The organism is Shinella sp. HZN7 (assembly GCF_001652565.1).
GTDB classification, from domain to species: Bacteria; Pseudomonadota; Alphaproteobacteria; order Rhizobiales; family Rhizobiaceae; genus Shinella; species Shinella granuli.
Genome location: NZ_CP015736.1, coordinates 2,241,094 through 2,254,716 on the forward strand (window position 1 = coordinate 2,241,094; position 13,623 = coordinate 2,254,716).

Genomic DNA, 13,623 nt, shown 5'->3' on the forward strand with positions numbered 1-13,623 from the left:
GAGGAAGGCCATCCGGTTCCCAGGACCGGATGGCCCGGTTGGCATCAGCGATGGGCGGTGGCGTGCGGGATGCCGTCGATCGGGCATTCGTCGGTGCCGACCGTGCCGCGGGTCATGGCCTCGACCATCTCGCGCGTCCCGTCCGGATCGTTCACCCACCTGGCGTAGAAGTTGTAGGGGCAGGCCGCCACGCCGCGGTCGCCGTCGCCGGAATTGATCGTGCCGGTGTAGCCGCGGTGCAGGAGCTTGAAGAGATGGTTCTGCGACTGGCCGTTGCGGCGGGCGTCGCGGATGGCCGAGACGGAGAGCTGGGCATATTGGATGCCGTTCTCCTCCGTGCCGCATTCGCCGAGCGTGCGCCCGTCGAAGCCGATGATCGCGGAATGGCCGAAATAGGAATAGACGCCGTCGAAGCCGGCGGCATTGGCGACCGCGACATAGACATTGTTCGCCCAGGCCATCGACTTGGAGATCTGCACCTGCTGCTCCTTGGCCGGATACATGTAGCCCTGGCAGCGGATGATGAGCTCGGCGCCCCGCATCGCGCAGTCGCGCCAGATTTCCGGATAGTTGCCGTCGTCACAGATGATGAGGCTGATCTTCAGGCCCTTCGGCCCCTCGGAGACATAGGTGCAGTCGCCGGGATACCAGCCCTCGATCGGCACCCAGGGCATGATCTTGCGGTATTTCTGGACGATCTCGCCCTTGTTGTTCATGAGGATGAGCGTGTTGTAGGGCGCCTTGTTCGGGTGCTCCTCGTGGCGCTCGCCCGTCAGCGAGAAGACGCCCCAGACATTGGCCTTGCGGCAGGCCTCGGCGAAGATCGCCGTCTCCTCGCCCGGAATCTGCGAGGCGGTCTCGTACATCTCCTTGGAATCGTACATGATCCCGTGGGTCGAATATTCCGGGAAGACGACCAGATCCATGCCCGGCAGGCCGATCTTCATGCCCTCGATCATGGCGGCGATCTTGCGGGCATTGTCCAGCACTTCGGCCTTGGTGTGCAGCCGCGGCATCTTGTAGTTCACGACAGCAACGCCGACGGTATCTTTGCTGCTGCTGATGTCACCATGGTACATTTCAAGTCTCCTTAGACGACGAGGTGGCTCTGGATGAGCTCATCGCTGAGCGCGCCGATGTCGTCGGACAGGGCCACGCTTCCGCGATTGAGGATCGCGAAGCGGTGCGAGGCCCGCCGCGCGAATTTGATGTTCTGTTCGACGAGGATCACGGCGAGGCCGTGCTTGCGGTTGAGATCGATCAGCACGTCCTCGATCTGCTCGACGATGTTGGGCTGGATGCCCTCCGTCGGCTCGTCGAGCAGCAGGATCTTCGGCTCCGACAGGAGCGCCCGCGCGATGGCGAGCTGCTGCTGCTGGCCGCCCGAGAGATTGCCTCCGCGCCGGCCGAGGAACTCCTTGAGGATCGGGAAGAGATCGAAGATGTGGTCGGGGATCGTGCGGGCAGGCTTTTCCGCGGCGAAGGTGCCGATGAGAAGGTTCTCGCGCACGGTGAAGCTCGGCAGGATGCCCCGCCCCTGCGGCACGTAGCCGAGCCCGGCGCGGGCCCTCATATGCGTGGGGAGATGATTGATCTCCGCCCCGTCGAGCCGGATCGAGCCGGCGCAGCGCGACATGAGGCCGAGGATGGTGCGCAACAGCGTCGTCTTGCCGACGCCGTTGCGCCCGAGCACCGTCAGGAATTCCCCCTCCCGCACCGAGAGCGAGACGGACTGGAGCGCGCGGCTGCGGCCGTAGAAGCCGTCGACATCGGAAAGCTCAAGCATGGCCGATGCCTCCCGAACCGAGATAGGCCTCGCGGACCTTCGCATCCTGCGAAACCTCGTCGGCGGTGCCCTGCGCCAGCAGCTTGCCCTGATGCATGACCGAGATCGTCTCGGCGATGTCGCGCACGAAGCCCATGTCGTGCTCGACGACGATCAGCGTGTGCTTGCCGCGCAGCCGGTTGAAGAGCTCGGCGGTCATATTGGTCTCATGCGCCGTCATGCCGGCCGTCGGCTCGTCCATCAGGATGAGCGCCGGGTCCTGGGCGAGGATGAGGGCGATCTCCAGCCACTGCGTCTGGCCGTGCGAGAGTTGCGCCGCCTGGGTTTCGAGATGATCCTCCAGCCCGACGAGGACGGCGAGGCGTTCCAGCCGCTCGGTATCCACCCCGCCGGTGAAGCGGAACAGGTTGCGCCAGACGCCCGGATCGCGCGAGCAGCCGATCTCCAGGTTTTCCCGGACGGTCAGTTCGCGAAAGACGCTCGGCACCTGGAACTTGCGGCCGATGCCGGTGCGCGCGATCCGGAACTCCCGGAAGGCATGGATCGGCGCCCCCCGGAAGGCGATCTCGCCGGCCGTGATGCGGGACTTGCCGCAGATGAGGTCAAGCGTCGTGGACTTACCCGCGCCGTTCGGCCCGATCAGGCAGCGCAGTTCGCCCGATGCCACCTCGAAGTCGAGCCGGTCGACCGCGATGAAACCGGAAAAGGCCACGGTTACCTGTTTAAGCGCAAGGAGCTGTTCGCGGGCGGCCGTCATAGCGCACCTCCGAGATGGGGTTGGGATTTGGAGGATTGTTCGGCGGCATGGCGGGCGCCGCCCTCGCGCGCTGCCTTAGGGAAGCGGCGCACGAGGGCTTCGAAGGCGCCCGCCAGCCCCTTCGGCATGAACAGCACGATGAGGACGAAGAGGCCGCCCATGACGAGGGTCCAGGTTTCGAGGAAGGCCTCGGTTTCCGACAGCGCGCCCTGCACGCCGGTGACGAGCACCGCGCCCAGCATGGCGCCGAGAAGGCTCTGCCGGCCGCCGACGGCGACCCAGATCACGATGGAAAGGCTGAGCGGCACGCCGAGGAAGGTCGGCGAGGCGAATTCCATGATGATCGTGTAGAGCATGCCCGCAAGGCCGGCGATGGCGGCCGAAAGCGCGAAGACGAAGGTCTTGTAGAGCGCCACGTCATAGCCGAAGAAGCGCACCCGCTCCTCCTGGTCACGCACCGCCTGCAGGATGAGGCCGGTCTTGCTGCGCGAGACGGCGAGCGCGAGGAACAGCGTGACCGTGAGGCAGATCGCGACGAGATAGTAGGTCGAGGCCGAATAGGCGTCGAAAGTCAGGCCGAAAATCTCGAACCGCGCGAGGTCGGTGATGCCGTTGAAGCCGCCGGTATAGCTCTGCTGGTCGATGATGATGAGATTGACCACCACCATGGCGGCAAGCGTGATGATCGCCGCATAGACGCCGGCGATGCGCCCGCCGAACATGAACCAGCCGAGCAGCGCCGCGAAGAGCGCCGGGACCAGGATGCCGGCAAGGAGCGCAACGGGCATGGAATGGAACGGCACCCAGATCCACGGCAGTTCGGTGACGTTGTTCCAGACCATGAAGTCGGGAAGACCGTCGCTGCCGGTGTGGATCGGCACCGTCTTCAGCTTCAGGAACATGGCCATGCAGTAGGAGCCGAGGCCGAAGGTCGTCGCCTGGCCGAGATTGAGGATGCCGGCATAGCCCCAGGACAGGCTGAGCGCGATCGCCAGCATGCCGAAGATCAGGTAGCGGGCATATTTGTTGAGCAGGAAGGCGTCGTCGACCAGCACGGGCACGATGAGGATCGCCAGACAGACGACGCCGTAGAGGAGGATTTGGCGGGAGACTTTTCCAGACAAGACGGAACCTCTCGTTGACGCAGGCGGTCAGGCGCGCACACGCGGGGCGAACAAGCCCTGCGGCCGGAACCGGATGATGATGACGATGGCGACGAGGACGAGCGCCTTGGCGATCGTGTCGTTGCTGTAATAGGCAAGGAGCCCGGAGGTCTCGCCGAGCACGGCGGAACTCGCGAGCGTGCCGACAAGGCTCTGCACGCCGCCGAGCACGACCACCATGAAGGCGTCGACGACATAGGTCGTGCCCATCTCGGGCGAGACGCTCTTCAAGGGCGAGATCAGCGCGCCGGCGAGCCCGGCGATGCCCGCCCCATAGGCAAAGGTCAGCCGGTAGGCTCTGGCGGAATTGATGCCGAAGCTCGACGCGATGGCGCGGTTCTGGGTGATGGCCCGGAGCTTCAGGCCAAAGGACGTGTAGCGGTAGATGCACCAGGTCAGCACGAAGAGGCCGAGCGCCACGGCGAGCACGAAGAGCCGGTAGGCCGAGTCGGTCGCACCGAGGATGTCGACGCTGCCGGACAGCGACGGCGGCATCTGGACGTAGCGCAGCTCGCCGCCGGCCGTGAGGCGCACGATCTGCTGGGTCATCACGCCAAGACCCCAGGTGGCAAGGATCGTGTCCAGCGGCCGGTCGTAGAGATGGCGGATGACGGCGACCTCGATCAGCCAGCCGAGCGCGGCGATCAGGAGGAAGATCACGGCAAGGCTCGCCAGCAGGCTCCAGCCGAACTGGCCCTGCAGCAGCCAGGCGCAGTAGGCGCCGAGCATCACGAACTCGCCGTGGGCGAGATTGATGACCCCGGTCACCCCGTAGATGATCGCAAGCCCGAGGGCCACGAGAAGCAGGATCGACGACAGGCTGAGGCCCGTCAGGATTTGCGAAACGACGAAGTCCATATGCACCTTCTCCGCAGGTTGGGCCGGCGGCCGACCGACAGACGGCCGCCGGCTGCTTGGGGGGATCAGACCTCCTTGAGGCCTTCGGCGGTGCACTTCTGGTTGGGATAGGCGCTGTACGGGTTGGGCTCCAGCCAGTCGGCGGACTGCGTCAGGATCTCGAACTGCCCGTCCGCCTTACATTGCCCGATCTTCGGGCGCAGCCAGCAATGCAGGTTCTCCGGCTCCACCTTCACGAGCCCCTGCGGCGCCTTGTATTCCTCGCTCTTCACCGCCTCGCGGATGGCGAGCGGGCTGATGTCGCTCGCCGCAAGCTTGGCGACCGCCTGCTTGAAGAGGTGGATCTGGAAGTAGGAGGATTCCGACACGAAATGCGTGACCTTGTCACCGCCCCAGCGGGAGCGATAGGCCTCGACGAAACGCTGGTTCTCCGGGGAATCGAAAACCATGAAATAGGGCGCGGAGGTGAAGTGGCCGGCGGCGGCGTCACCGCCCATCGCCGCGACCTCGTTCTCCGAGGTGGTGAGGCTCGCCATCGGCATGGTCGCCGGGTCGAGGCCGGCCGCACGGTACTGCCGGTGCAGCGCCACGACGGAATCGCCGACCACCGTCGAGAAGATGACGTTCGGCTTTTCCGAGCGGAACTTGTTGATGACGGAGGAGAATTCCGAATGGCCGAGCGGCACGTATTCCTCGGCGATGACCTCCGCGCCGAGCCCTTCGAGCAGCTTCTTGCAGTAGTTGTTCTCTTCCTTCGGATAGATGTAGTTCGAGCCGATCAGGTACCAGCGCTTGCCGAACTTCTCGACGAGCCAGGGGATGAAATCGTCCTGCTGCTGGTTCGGCACGGCGCCGGTATAGATGACGTTCTTGGAGCATTCGCGGCCCTCGTAGAGCGTCGGATACCAGAAGAGGTTCTCCTGCTTCTCGAAGACCGGCAGCACCGCCTTGCGGCTCGCCGAGGTATAGGAGCCGAAGACGGAGACGCAGCGGTCGGAGAGCACCAGCTTGCGGGCCTTCTCGGCGAAGGTCGCCGGGTCCGAAGCGGGGTCCTCCACGACCGGCGTGATCTTCAACCCGTTGATGCCGCCATTGGCGTTGATCTCCTCGATCGCCATCAGCGTCGCCTTGTTCAGCGACTCCTCGATGATCGCCGTCGTGCCGGTCAGCGAGAAGAGCACGCCCACCTTGATCTCGCCGTCCTGTGCGAAGGCCAGCGAGGAATTCTTCGACCAGATATGGGGAAAGCCGACCAGCGACACCGCGCCCGCTGCAGCTCCAACTTTCAGAAATTCGCGCCTGTTCTTGTTCACCCTCTGTCTCCATCAAAAAACAAAGGCCCCGAAGCGCTCCGCCGGTTCCGGCAGATCGTTTCGGGGCCTCTTCGCCTCTGGATTTGTTTGCGGCGTCCTCGCCGCGGGGAATGCGCTTCGTCTGGGCACGGTCCGGATGCAACGCTGTTGCGTGCCTTCACCGGCTGTGCGTCAGGCCATGCAGAAAAACAAAAAACCCCACGTTCCGCTTTCGGCGGACCCGCGGGGTTTCGTCACCCTTTATGTGCGCAGCGTCTTTGCCGCGGACAATTCCGAAACGCTAACTGAGAAGTTCGTGCGAGTCAATCACCGCCGCAGCGACGGCGCCGATCGTCACGCGCTTCTCCATCGCCTGCTTGCGCAGGAAGTTGTAGGCCTCCTCTTCGCTCAGGTTTTTCAAGCGGATGAGCAGCGCCTTCGCCCGCTCGACGAGGCGCATGGTGCGCAGGTTCTCGTCGAGCTTGTCGATCCGCCCGCGAAGGCGCCGCTCATATTGGAAATGCTCGCGCGCCATCATCAGCACCGACTGGATCATCCGGGCGGTGGCCGGATAATGCAGCATGCCATGCGCCGCGCAGTTGTGGACGAGCTTGAGGTTGAGCGGTGCCTTGCCGTCATCCACGAGGATGAGCGCCGAGGACGGCTCGCCCGGCACCCAGGGGATGCGCTGGGGAAGATCGTCCGACAGGAGGCAGAAGATCGCATCATATTGCAGGGGGATCTGCGCCGGCTTCGGCCAGATGTGCCGGACGGCGACGCGCTGGCGCTGCAATTCCCGGATCAGGAACTCGCCGTTGTCGTCCCGCTCGACGATGACGGCGACCGTGAACTCGGCCGGCAGGCCGGCCTGCCGCGGGCGCTCCTCCACGGCAACGCGATTTTCCGGTCTTTGCCCACCGATCCAGCGGTCGTGTCCATAGTCCGCCCTCGACATGTCCGGCACCTGCTCCTCCCGCGCGGGATAGCGCGTTCCTGTACGCTGCATTCAACAATTCTCCAGACAACGGCCGTAGCCGATGAGATAGGGATCGGCTTTCACGCTCGCCTGCGACTCGAAGACGATGTCGAACTGGCCCTGGCGGTTGGCCCGCCCGATGCGCGTCCAGACATCCGCATGGCCCCAGACGGGATTGATCGACACGCTGCCCTGCGGCGCCTCGAACTCCGCGCCCATGACGAAGGTGCGCAATTGCCTGGTGTCAAGGGAATTGGTCTCTTCGAGCGTGCGCGCGAAGAGGTTGACCTGAAAATACGAGGCTTCGAGGCACATATTGGTCGGCTCGTCGCCGCCGTAGCGTTTCTGGTAATGGCTGACGAAGCTGTTGTTGCGCGCCGTCTCCACGCCCTGGAAATAGGACGCGGCCGTATAATGCCCCTCCCCGACATCATATCCCATGGCGCGGATCTCCGCCTCGGTCGTGGTGAGGCTGGCGATGGGCACCGTCTTCGGGTTGAGCCCGAGATCGTGATAGGCCTGATAGAGGAAGGTGGTGGATTCGCCGACGACGGTGGAAAAGATCACGTCCGGCTGCGCCTCCTTGATCTCGCGAACGAGCGGCACGAATTCGCTGCGGTCCGCCTCGAGACGCAGATATCGCTCGCCCACGACCGTTCCGCCGTTGTTGCGCACCAGTTCCCGCATCACCCGGTTGGATTCACGCGGATAGACATAATCCGACCCGACGAAGAAGAAGCGGTTGCCGAACTGGCTCATCAGCGCCTTGCAAAGCTGCACGGAGTTCTGGTTCGGCGTGGCGCCCGTATAGATCACATTCGGCGAGAACTCGAAGCCCTCGTAGAGCGTCGGATACCACAGAAGGCCGTCCAGCCGTTCCACGACCGGCAGAACCGCCTTGCGGCTCGACGAGGTGTAGCAGCCGAAGATCGTGCTCACGCCGTCCTCGACCATCAGGCGCTTGGCATATTGTCCGTAGGACCGGATCTCCGAGCCGGGATCGTAGACGATCGGCTCGATCGGGCGTCCGTTGACACCGCCCCGGTCGTTGATTTCATCGATGGCGATCAGCGTGCCGCGCAGTTGTGTTTCCTCTATGACCGACATGAAGCCGGTCTTGGAGAACAGAACCCCGACACGCCATGGCGCAGAAGTCCGTTGGTTTCGGTTTAGAGCTCCCATTGTCTCGGTTCATCCCTTTACTTGACCCCTCTTTTTATCGGTCACCGCTGGTGAGGTCTGATCGCCTCTTCGCCCCAGCTCGCCGAAGTGCCGCCCGTCCGCGTACCCCGGATGCGCCCGTTTTCTTTCTCCCGCCAGAAAACAAAAAACCTCCCAGCCTCGGAACGATGCGAGGCACGGGAGGCGACATTGCGCTCAGAAGTCCTGCGGCAACATTGCCGCCCCGTCAGCGGACTGACGTGTCGTCACGATAAGATCGACAAAGACGGAATGTCAACATGCGGCCCTTCGAGACCCCGTCCGCGGCCGTCGATGGACCGGCTATGTCTCGGCGGAGGCGGAGAGCACCGAACCGATCAATCCCGGAAACCGCGCCTCCAGATCGTCCCGCCGGAGGCTGAGGCGGCGGCCGCGTCCCAGGGGTTCGTTCCGGATGATGCCGGCCTCGCGCAGCACCTTCATCAGATGCGACTTGGTCGATTTCGGCATCGAGGGGTCGGAAAGATGGCATTGGGCCATTTCGAGCGGACCGCCGGCGAGCTGGCGCACGATGGCCAGGCGCTCGGGATCGCTCAGCGCAAAGAGCACGTCGGTCAGCAGCAGGTCGCTGCGGTCGGGATGCGAAAGTTCTGGGATCTCGGTTGCCATGGTTCGAATTTAGTTGAACCGTCACGAAAATGATAGTAGGGATTGGTTCGAAATTATTCGAACAATCAGGTGCCCCGTGATCGATACGACGCTCTCCCTGGCGATGCGCAACCTAGCGGGCTTCCGCATCACGCTTGCCGGCATGGCGGTGATGATGGCCGGCGCCAGCGCGCCCTCGCCCTTCTATCCCTCGCTGCAGCAGGAGATCGGCTTTTCGGCGGCAACGCTGACCGGCATCTTCGCGGTCTACACCATCACGCTGCTGGCCTCTCTGCTCGTCACGGGCTCGCTGTCGGACCATGTCGGCCGGCGACCGGTGATCTCGACCGGCTTTGCCCTGTTGGCGCTGAGCCTGCTGTTGTTCTGGCAGGCGGGCGACGTGGCCGGATTGATCGTGGCGCGGGCGCTGCAGGGCGTCGCGGCAGGCCTGCTGCTCTCCGCCCTCTCGGCCGCCGTTGTCGACCTCGAGCCGAAGGACAGGCCGGGCAGCGCCTCGGTCTGGAACGCGGTCATTCCGCTGGGCGGGCTTGCCGTGGGTGCCCTTGCGGCAGGCATCCTGATGGACGTGACGGACATGGCGGAAGCGGATGTGTTCGGCACGCTGGTCGCCGCCTATGCGCTGTTTGCCGCTGCGATCTGGCTCATCCCGGAGACCGCGCCGCGGCATGAGGGCGTCTGGGCCTCGCTCCGGCCGCGGGTCGGCATACCGGCCACCGCCGCCAGCTCCTTCTGGCGCAGCGCGCCGGCCGTCATCGCCGGCTGGGCGACGGGCGGGCTCTACCTCTCGCTCGGCGCACCGATCATCCGGCACGTCTTCGGCGCGAAGGATCATGTGACCCAGGCCAGCGTGATCGTGCTGCTCTGCGCCGCCGGCGCCGTCGCCTGCTATGTCGCGCGCGGGCATTCCTCGCGGCGGGTGACGCTCTACGGAACCGCGGCGCTTTCGATCGGCACGGCGCTGACGCTCGCGGCGATCGGCTGGCAATCCCTGCCCGCCTATCTCGCGGCCCTGGTGATTGCCGGAACGGGCTTTGGGACCTGCTTCTACGGCGTGCTGCGCTCGATCGTTCCGACCGTGCGTCCGGACGAGCGCGGCGAACTCTTCGCCTCGCTGTTCACGCTGAGCTACCTCGCATTCGGCCTGCCCACCCTGCTCGCCGGCATCGCGGTCGGCATCTTCGGGCTGACGGCGACGACGCTGGCCTACGGCACGCTGATCGCCCTGTTCTCGGCGACGGCGGGTCTGTTGCGAAGGTTCGGCACATCGGATTGAATTTGCCCGGCCAGGCCGGCGCCGTCTCCTGTCAGGCCGTCGATGATGGCGGAACCGTCAAGGCCCCGCGCCGACGCGGCTTTCGAAGCCGTGCCGCACCAGAAGCTGCTCCGCATGGTCCGACATCAGGAAATCGCGCAGGGCAACGGCTTCGTCCGCCGCCCCGTTGCGGAGCACGAGGCCATATTCGATGTTCGGCGAATATTCGGGCGGGATGTCCACGATGCCAAGTTCCGGGTCTTTTTCATGGAGACGGGCATTCGAGGCATAGCCGAGGAAAAGATCGACCACGCCGCCGGCGATCAGACCGGCCGCGCTCCGTCCCGCCGGCGTGTGACGGCCGCCGACCAGTTGCAGGGCGCGGGTCTTGAGCGCGTCGCCAAGGCCCGGATGGCCGACCTCCAGTCGGTCGAACATTTCGAACGCGTAGTCGCCCGACGGGTCGTCGCCCGGCGTCGACGTGCCGATCCGGGTCGAGGGAGCCGAAAGCACGGTTACGAGATTTTCCATGGTCAGCCCGAGGCCGGCGCGCGCGAGGATGACAAGCCGGTTGCGTGCGAAACAGACCGCCTCCTTCGCCAGTCCGATCGAAACGAGATGCCGCGGATGAGCCATGTTGGCGGACGCGAAGAGATCGAACGGGTCCCCCGCCTCGATCCGTTCGCGCAGCAGCCCGGCGGGTCCCAGCGACAGGGAGACCGGAATGCCGGTGGTTTCCTCGAAGGCGGCGGTGATGTCCGGCAGGACATGCCGCAGGCTGCCGGCGGCGAGGATTCGGACGGGCTCAGCCATGGCGCCCGCTCCTGCGCGCCCGTTGCCGGAAGAGCGGCACGAAAGCGGTCTCCTCCCGGTCGCCGCTGCCGAGCCGCACCGCGCTGACGGGAACGCCATAGAGCGATTCCAGGCTCGATTCCGTCATGACGACCTCCGTCGGGCCGAAGAGGGTCTGCGTGTCCGGAAGCATCAGCAGGACCCTGTCCGCAATCGCCGTGGCATGGTTCGGCTGGTGCGTGGTGAAGGCGATCGCCAGCTTCTGGCCGTCGGCCAGCCTGCCGAGCAGGGAAAGCACGATGTCCTGGTTCTTCAGGTCGAGCGCGGAGGCCGGTTCGTCGAGCAGCAGGACGTCGTTCTCGCCGGCCAGCGCACGGGCGATCAAAACGAGCTGGCGCTCCCCGCCGGAGAGCGACCCGATGCTGCGCGCCGCGTAATCCGCCATGCCCGTGGCGTCCAGCGCCGCCATCGCCTTCTCGACATCGGCGGGGCCGGGCGTGCCGAAGAGCGCGATGTGCCGGGCACGCCCCATCAGCACGATGTCCAGCACCGAATAGGGAAAGGCGCCGGAAAACTCCTGCGGCACGAAACCGGTGCGCGGATTGCAATCGACGACACCGGAGGTCGGCTTCAGCAGCCCGGCAAGCACGCGCAAGAGCGTGGATTTGCCGCGGCCGTTCGGACCGAGGATGGCGGTGATCTCGCCCGCACTGAGGCCGAGGTCGAGCGCGCGGAACTGCCAGCGCTCGCCGTCGTAGGAATGACCGGCCTTGTCGAGGCGGAGCATGACGAGGTCAGAGGCCATGGTTGCCCCGCTGCGTCTGCCGCAGCACCAGCGCGAAGACCGGCGTGCCGATCAGCGCGGTCAGGATGCCGAGCGGGATCTCCGTGCTGGTGGCGGTGCGGGCGACCGTGTCGATCACCAGCAGGTAGAGCGCGCCCGTGATCAGCGAGGCCGGCATCATCACACGATGATCCGGCCCGACCAGCAGGCGCGCCATATGCGGCACGACGAGACCGACCCAGCCGATGACGCCGCTGACGGCGACCTGCGCGGCGACGATGCACGAGACGAGCACCAGCACCAGCCAGCGCAGCGGCTCGACGGGAACGCCGAGGGTGCGGGCGTCCTCGTCGCCCATCGACAGGAGATTGATGCGCCAGCGCAGGCCGATCAGCAGCAGGCCGCCAAGCACGACCGGCGCGGCGACCAGCAGAAACTTGTCCCGGTTCGCCGTGGCGAAACTGCCGAGCAGCCAGAACACCATGACCGGAAGCTTGTCCTCGGTATCGGCGAGATATTGCACAAGGCTCACCAGCGCGCCGAAAAAGCCGGTGACGACGACACCGGCGAGGACGAGGGCGAGAATGTTGCGGCGCGCGACGATGCCGTTGAGGGCGTAGACGAGGACGATGGCCGACAGTCCGAAGGCGAAGGCCGAGGCGAGAAGCCCATAGCGCGGGAGACCGAGGAGGATGGCGAGCGTGCCGCCGAAGGCGGCGCCCGAGGAGACGCCGACCACCTGCGGCCCGACCAGCGGATTGCGGAACACGCCCTGCAGCGCCGCGCCGGACAGGGCAAGCCCCGCCCCCGCCAGCACCGCCATGAGAATGCGGGGCAAACGCACCGTGAACACGACATTCGCCTCCATCGGCGTGACGGCGATATCCGGCGGACTGACGGGCGCAAGCAGGATGGCGATCACGCGTAGAAAGGGAATGTCGTAGCGGCCGATGCCGAGCGCGGCAACGGCGGTGACCGCCAGCGCGATCACGAGAAGGACAATCGTTGCCCGGGCCGGCCGCCGCGCGGCACCCTCACCGCTCATTGCACGGCGCGGTAGTCGGTGCGGTAGAACTCCTTGTAATAGGCGTCCGCCTCCTTCTGCATGTCGATGTCGGCGAAACGCTCCGGATAGAGCGTCTTCGCCATCCAGAGTTCGCCGAGCGCCATGGCTTCCGGCATCGGATAACCCCAGGCCTTGGCATATTGCGGCATCAGGTGGATGCGGCCGTTCCTGACGGCGTCGATCGTCTGCCAGGATGCCGTCGTCTTGATCTCGTCGACCACGGCCGGATAACGCTCCTGCACGAAGATGACCGACGGGTTCCATTTGAGCACATCCTCCATCGTCACCTGCTTGAAGCCGGCAATCTCGTTGGCGACGTTGCGGGCGCCGGCGCGCTCCATCATCAGCCCGGTATATTTGCCGCGGCCATAGGTCGAAAGATCCGGATTGGCCATGTAGACCGGCACGCGCTGATCCTCGGGAATGTCGGCAAGACGCTCGGCGACGAGGGCGCGGGTCTTCTTGGTGACCGCGATCATCGCCTCGCCCTTCTCCTTTTTATCGAGGATGTCGGCGATCAGCCGCACGCCCGCGGCAAAACCGGCATCGATCGCCGCCGGCTCGTCCGCGACGCTCGGGTTCATCTTGACGGCCTCTTCCGGCGGCACGTCGAGCAGCGAGATGGCGACGACGGCAAGCCCGGCATCCTCGATCTGCTTGACCATGTCGGCCGGCGCATAGTTCGTGACGAACACCACGTCCGGCTTCAGCGTCAAGAGCTCCTCGATGTTCACCTTGGTCAGGCCGCCCGGCATGGCAAGGTCCGGAAGGTTCGGCGCCAGCCGCACATAGTGCGCGCCGAGCTGCTTCTTCCACTCGTCGAGCACGCCGACGACCTTGTCCATGGCATCGAGCTGCACCGCGATGTTGAGGGTCTGGTGCTGCAGGATGACGACGCGGTTCACCTGATCGGGAACGTGCACCTCGCGGCCGATCTGGTCGGTGACGACCCGATCGGCCCAGGCGGGCGTGGCGAAGAGAAGGCCGGCGATCGCGAGCGCGATCTTCGGGGTTGCGGCAAGGCGAGCGAGCATGAAGAAATCCTCCCGTTAAGGCGCAGGGATAGC

The 13,623-nt window shown here is 65.3% G+C and carries 14 protein-coding genes; 1 reads left to right on the forward strand and 13 read right to left on the reverse strand.

Annotation, left to right across the window (positions count from 1 at the left end):
* Positions 1–44 precede the first annotated feature (44 nt).
* The 9 genes from shn_RS10805 to shn_RS10845 form a co-directional block, all read right to left on the reverse strand.
* Positions 45–1,079, reverse strand: a complete 1,035-nt coding sequence (locus shn_RS10805) for an aliphatic amidase (protein WP_064330406.1) — start codon at positions 1,077–1,079, stop codon at positions 45–47.
* Between the two features lie 11 nt (positions 1,080–1,090).
* Entirely contained in the window at positions 1,091–1,786 is a 696-nt protein-coding gene (urtE, locus tag shn_RS10810) for an urea ABC transporter ATP-binding subunit UrtE (RefSeq protein WP_064330407.1), read from the reverse strand.
* On the reverse strand, positions 1,779–2,543 hold the full coding sequence (gene urtD / locus shn_RS10815) for an urea ABC transporter ATP-binding protein UrtD (protein ID WP_064330408.1): 765 nt from the start codon (positions 2,541–2,543) through the stop codon (positions 1,779–1,781). The genes urtE and urtD overlap by 8 nt, the downstream gene beginning before the upstream one ends.
* Entirely contained in the window at positions 2,540–3,667 is a 1,128-nt protein-coding gene (urtC, locus tag shn_RS10820; protein ID WP_064330409.1) for an urea ABC transporter permease subunit UrtC, read from the reverse strand. Before urtC ends, urtD begins: the two co-directional genes overlap by 4 nt.
* A 27-nt stretch (positions 3,668–3,694) precedes the next feature.
* Positions 3,695–4,564, reverse strand: a complete 870-nt coding sequence (urtB, locus tag shn_RS10825) for an urea ABC transporter permease subunit UrtB (protein WP_064330410.1) — start codon at positions 4,562–4,564, stop codon at positions 3,695–3,697.
* A gap of 65 nt (positions 4,565–4,629) precedes the next feature.
* Positions 4,630–5,877 carry a transporter substrate-binding protein gene (locus shn_RS10830; protein ID WP_064330411.1) on the reverse strand — a complete coding sequence of 416 codons (1,248 nt, stop codon included), beginning with the start codon at positions 5,875–5,877 and terminating at the stop codon, positions 4,630–4,632.
* 280 nt (positions 5,878–6,157) lie between these two features.
* The gene (locus shn_RS10835) at positions 6,158–6,862 is read right to left on the reverse strand and encodes an ANTAR domain-containing response regulator (RefSeq protein WP_084437922.1); all 705 of its coding nucleotides are present in this window, start codon (positions 6,860–6,862) and stop codon (positions 6,158–6,160) included.
* On the reverse strand, positions 6,863–7,939 hold the full coding sequence (locus tag shn_RS10840; protein WP_245507634.1) for a transporter substrate-binding domain-containing protein: 1,077 nt from the start codon (positions 7,937–7,939) through the stop codon (positions 6,863–6,865). It abuts the gene before it with no gap.
* Positions 7,940–8,335: 396 nt separating this feature from the next.
* On the reverse strand, positions 8,336–8,662 hold the full coding sequence (locus tag shn_RS10845) for a helix-turn-helix transcriptional regulator (protein WP_064330413.1): 327 nt from the start codon (positions 8,660–8,662) through the stop codon (positions 8,336–8,338).
* 76 nt (positions 8,663–8,738) lie between these two features.
* On the opposite strand from shn_RS10845, the gene shn_RS10850 reads away from it, so the two are divergent.
* Positions 8,739–9,935 (forward strand): MFS transporter, encoded by a 1,197-nt coding sequence (locus tag shn_RS10850; protein ID WP_206362203.1) that lies wholly within the window; start codon positions 8,739–8,741, stop codon positions 9,933–9,935.
* Positions 9,936–9,992: 57 nt separating this feature from the next.
* Here shn_RS10850 and shn_RS10855 read toward each other — a convergent pair whose 3' ends face one another.
* Genes shn_RS10855 through shn_RS10870 form a run of 4 tightly spaced genes read right to left on the reverse strand, consistent with a single transcriptional unit; the run spans position 9,993 to position 13,590 of the window.
* Complete coding sequence (locus shn_RS10855) at positions 9,993–10,727, reverse strand: molybdate ABC transporter substrate-binding protein (protein WP_064330414.1); 735 nt, start codon at positions 10,725–10,727, stop codon at positions 9,993–9,995.
* Complete coding sequence (locus shn_RS10860) at positions 10,720–11,511, reverse strand: ABC transporter ATP-binding protein (RefSeq protein ID WP_064330415.1); 792 nt, start codon at positions 11,509–11,511, stop codon at positions 10,720–10,722. Before shn_RS10860 ends, shn_RS10855 begins: the two co-directional genes overlap by 8 nt.
* Positions 11,501–12,535 (reverse strand): iron ABC transporter permease, encoded by a 1,035-nt coding sequence (locus shn_RS10865; RefSeq protein ID WP_064330416.1) that lies wholly within the window; start codon positions 12,533–12,535, stop codon positions 11,501–11,503. The genes shn_RS10860 and shn_RS10865 overlap by 11 nt, the downstream gene beginning before the upstream one ends.
* Positions 12,532–13,590 (reverse strand): ABC transporter substrate-binding protein, encoded by a 1,059-nt coding sequence (locus shn_RS10870; RefSeq protein WP_064330417.1) that lies wholly within the window; start codon positions 13,588–13,590, stop codon positions 12,532–12,534. Before shn_RS10870 ends, shn_RS10865 begins: the two co-directional genes overlap by 4 nt.
* Positions 13,591–13,623 lie beyond the last annotated feature (33 nt).

Bases quoted from the DNA above. Each gene is read 5' to 3' on its own strand.
- shn_RS10870 (WP_064330417.1), bottom strand. From the start codon at position 13,590: ATGCTCGCTCGCCTTGCCGCAACCCCGAAGATCGCGCTCGCGATCGCC.
- shn_RS10840 (WP_245507634.1), bottom strand. From the start codon at position 7,939: ATGTCGGTCATAGAGGAAACACAACTGCGCGGCACGCTGATCGCCATC.
- shn_RS10835 (WP_084437922.1), bottom strand. From the start codon at position 6,862: ATGCAGCGTACAGGAACGCGCTATCCCGCGCGGGAGGAGCAGGTGCCG.
- shn_RS10865 (WP_064330416.1), bottom strand. From the start codon at position 12,535: ATGAGCGGTGAGGGTGCCGCGCGGCGGCCGGCCCGGGCAACGATTGTC.
- urtE (WP_064330407.1), bottom strand. From the start codon at position 1,786: ATGCTTGAGCTTTCCGATGTCGACGGCTTCTACGGCCGCAGCCGCGCG.
- urtB (WP_064330410.1), bottom strand. From the start codon at position 4,564: ATGGACTTCGTCGTTTCGCAAATCCTGACGGGCCTCAGCCTGTCGTCG.
- shn_RS10805 (WP_064330406.1), bottom strand. From the start codon at position 1,079: ATGTACCATGGTGACATCAGCAGCAGCAAAGATACCGTCGGCGTTGCT.
- shn_RS10860 (WP_064330415.1), bottom strand. From the start codon at position 11,511: ATGGCCTCTGACCTCGTCATGCTCCGCCTCGACAAGGCCGGTCATTCC.
- shn_RS10855 (WP_064330414.1), bottom strand. From the start codon at position 10,727: ATGGCTGAGCCCGTCCGAATCCTCGCCGCCGGCAGCCTGCGGCATGTC.
- urtD (WP_064330408.1), bottom strand. From the start codon at position 2,543: ATGACGGCCGCCCGCGAACAGCTCCTTGCGCTTAAACAGGTAACCGTG.
- shn_RS10845 (WP_064330413.1), bottom strand. From the start codon at position 8,662: ATGGCAACCGAGATCCCAGAACTTTCGCATCCCGACCGCAGCGACCTG.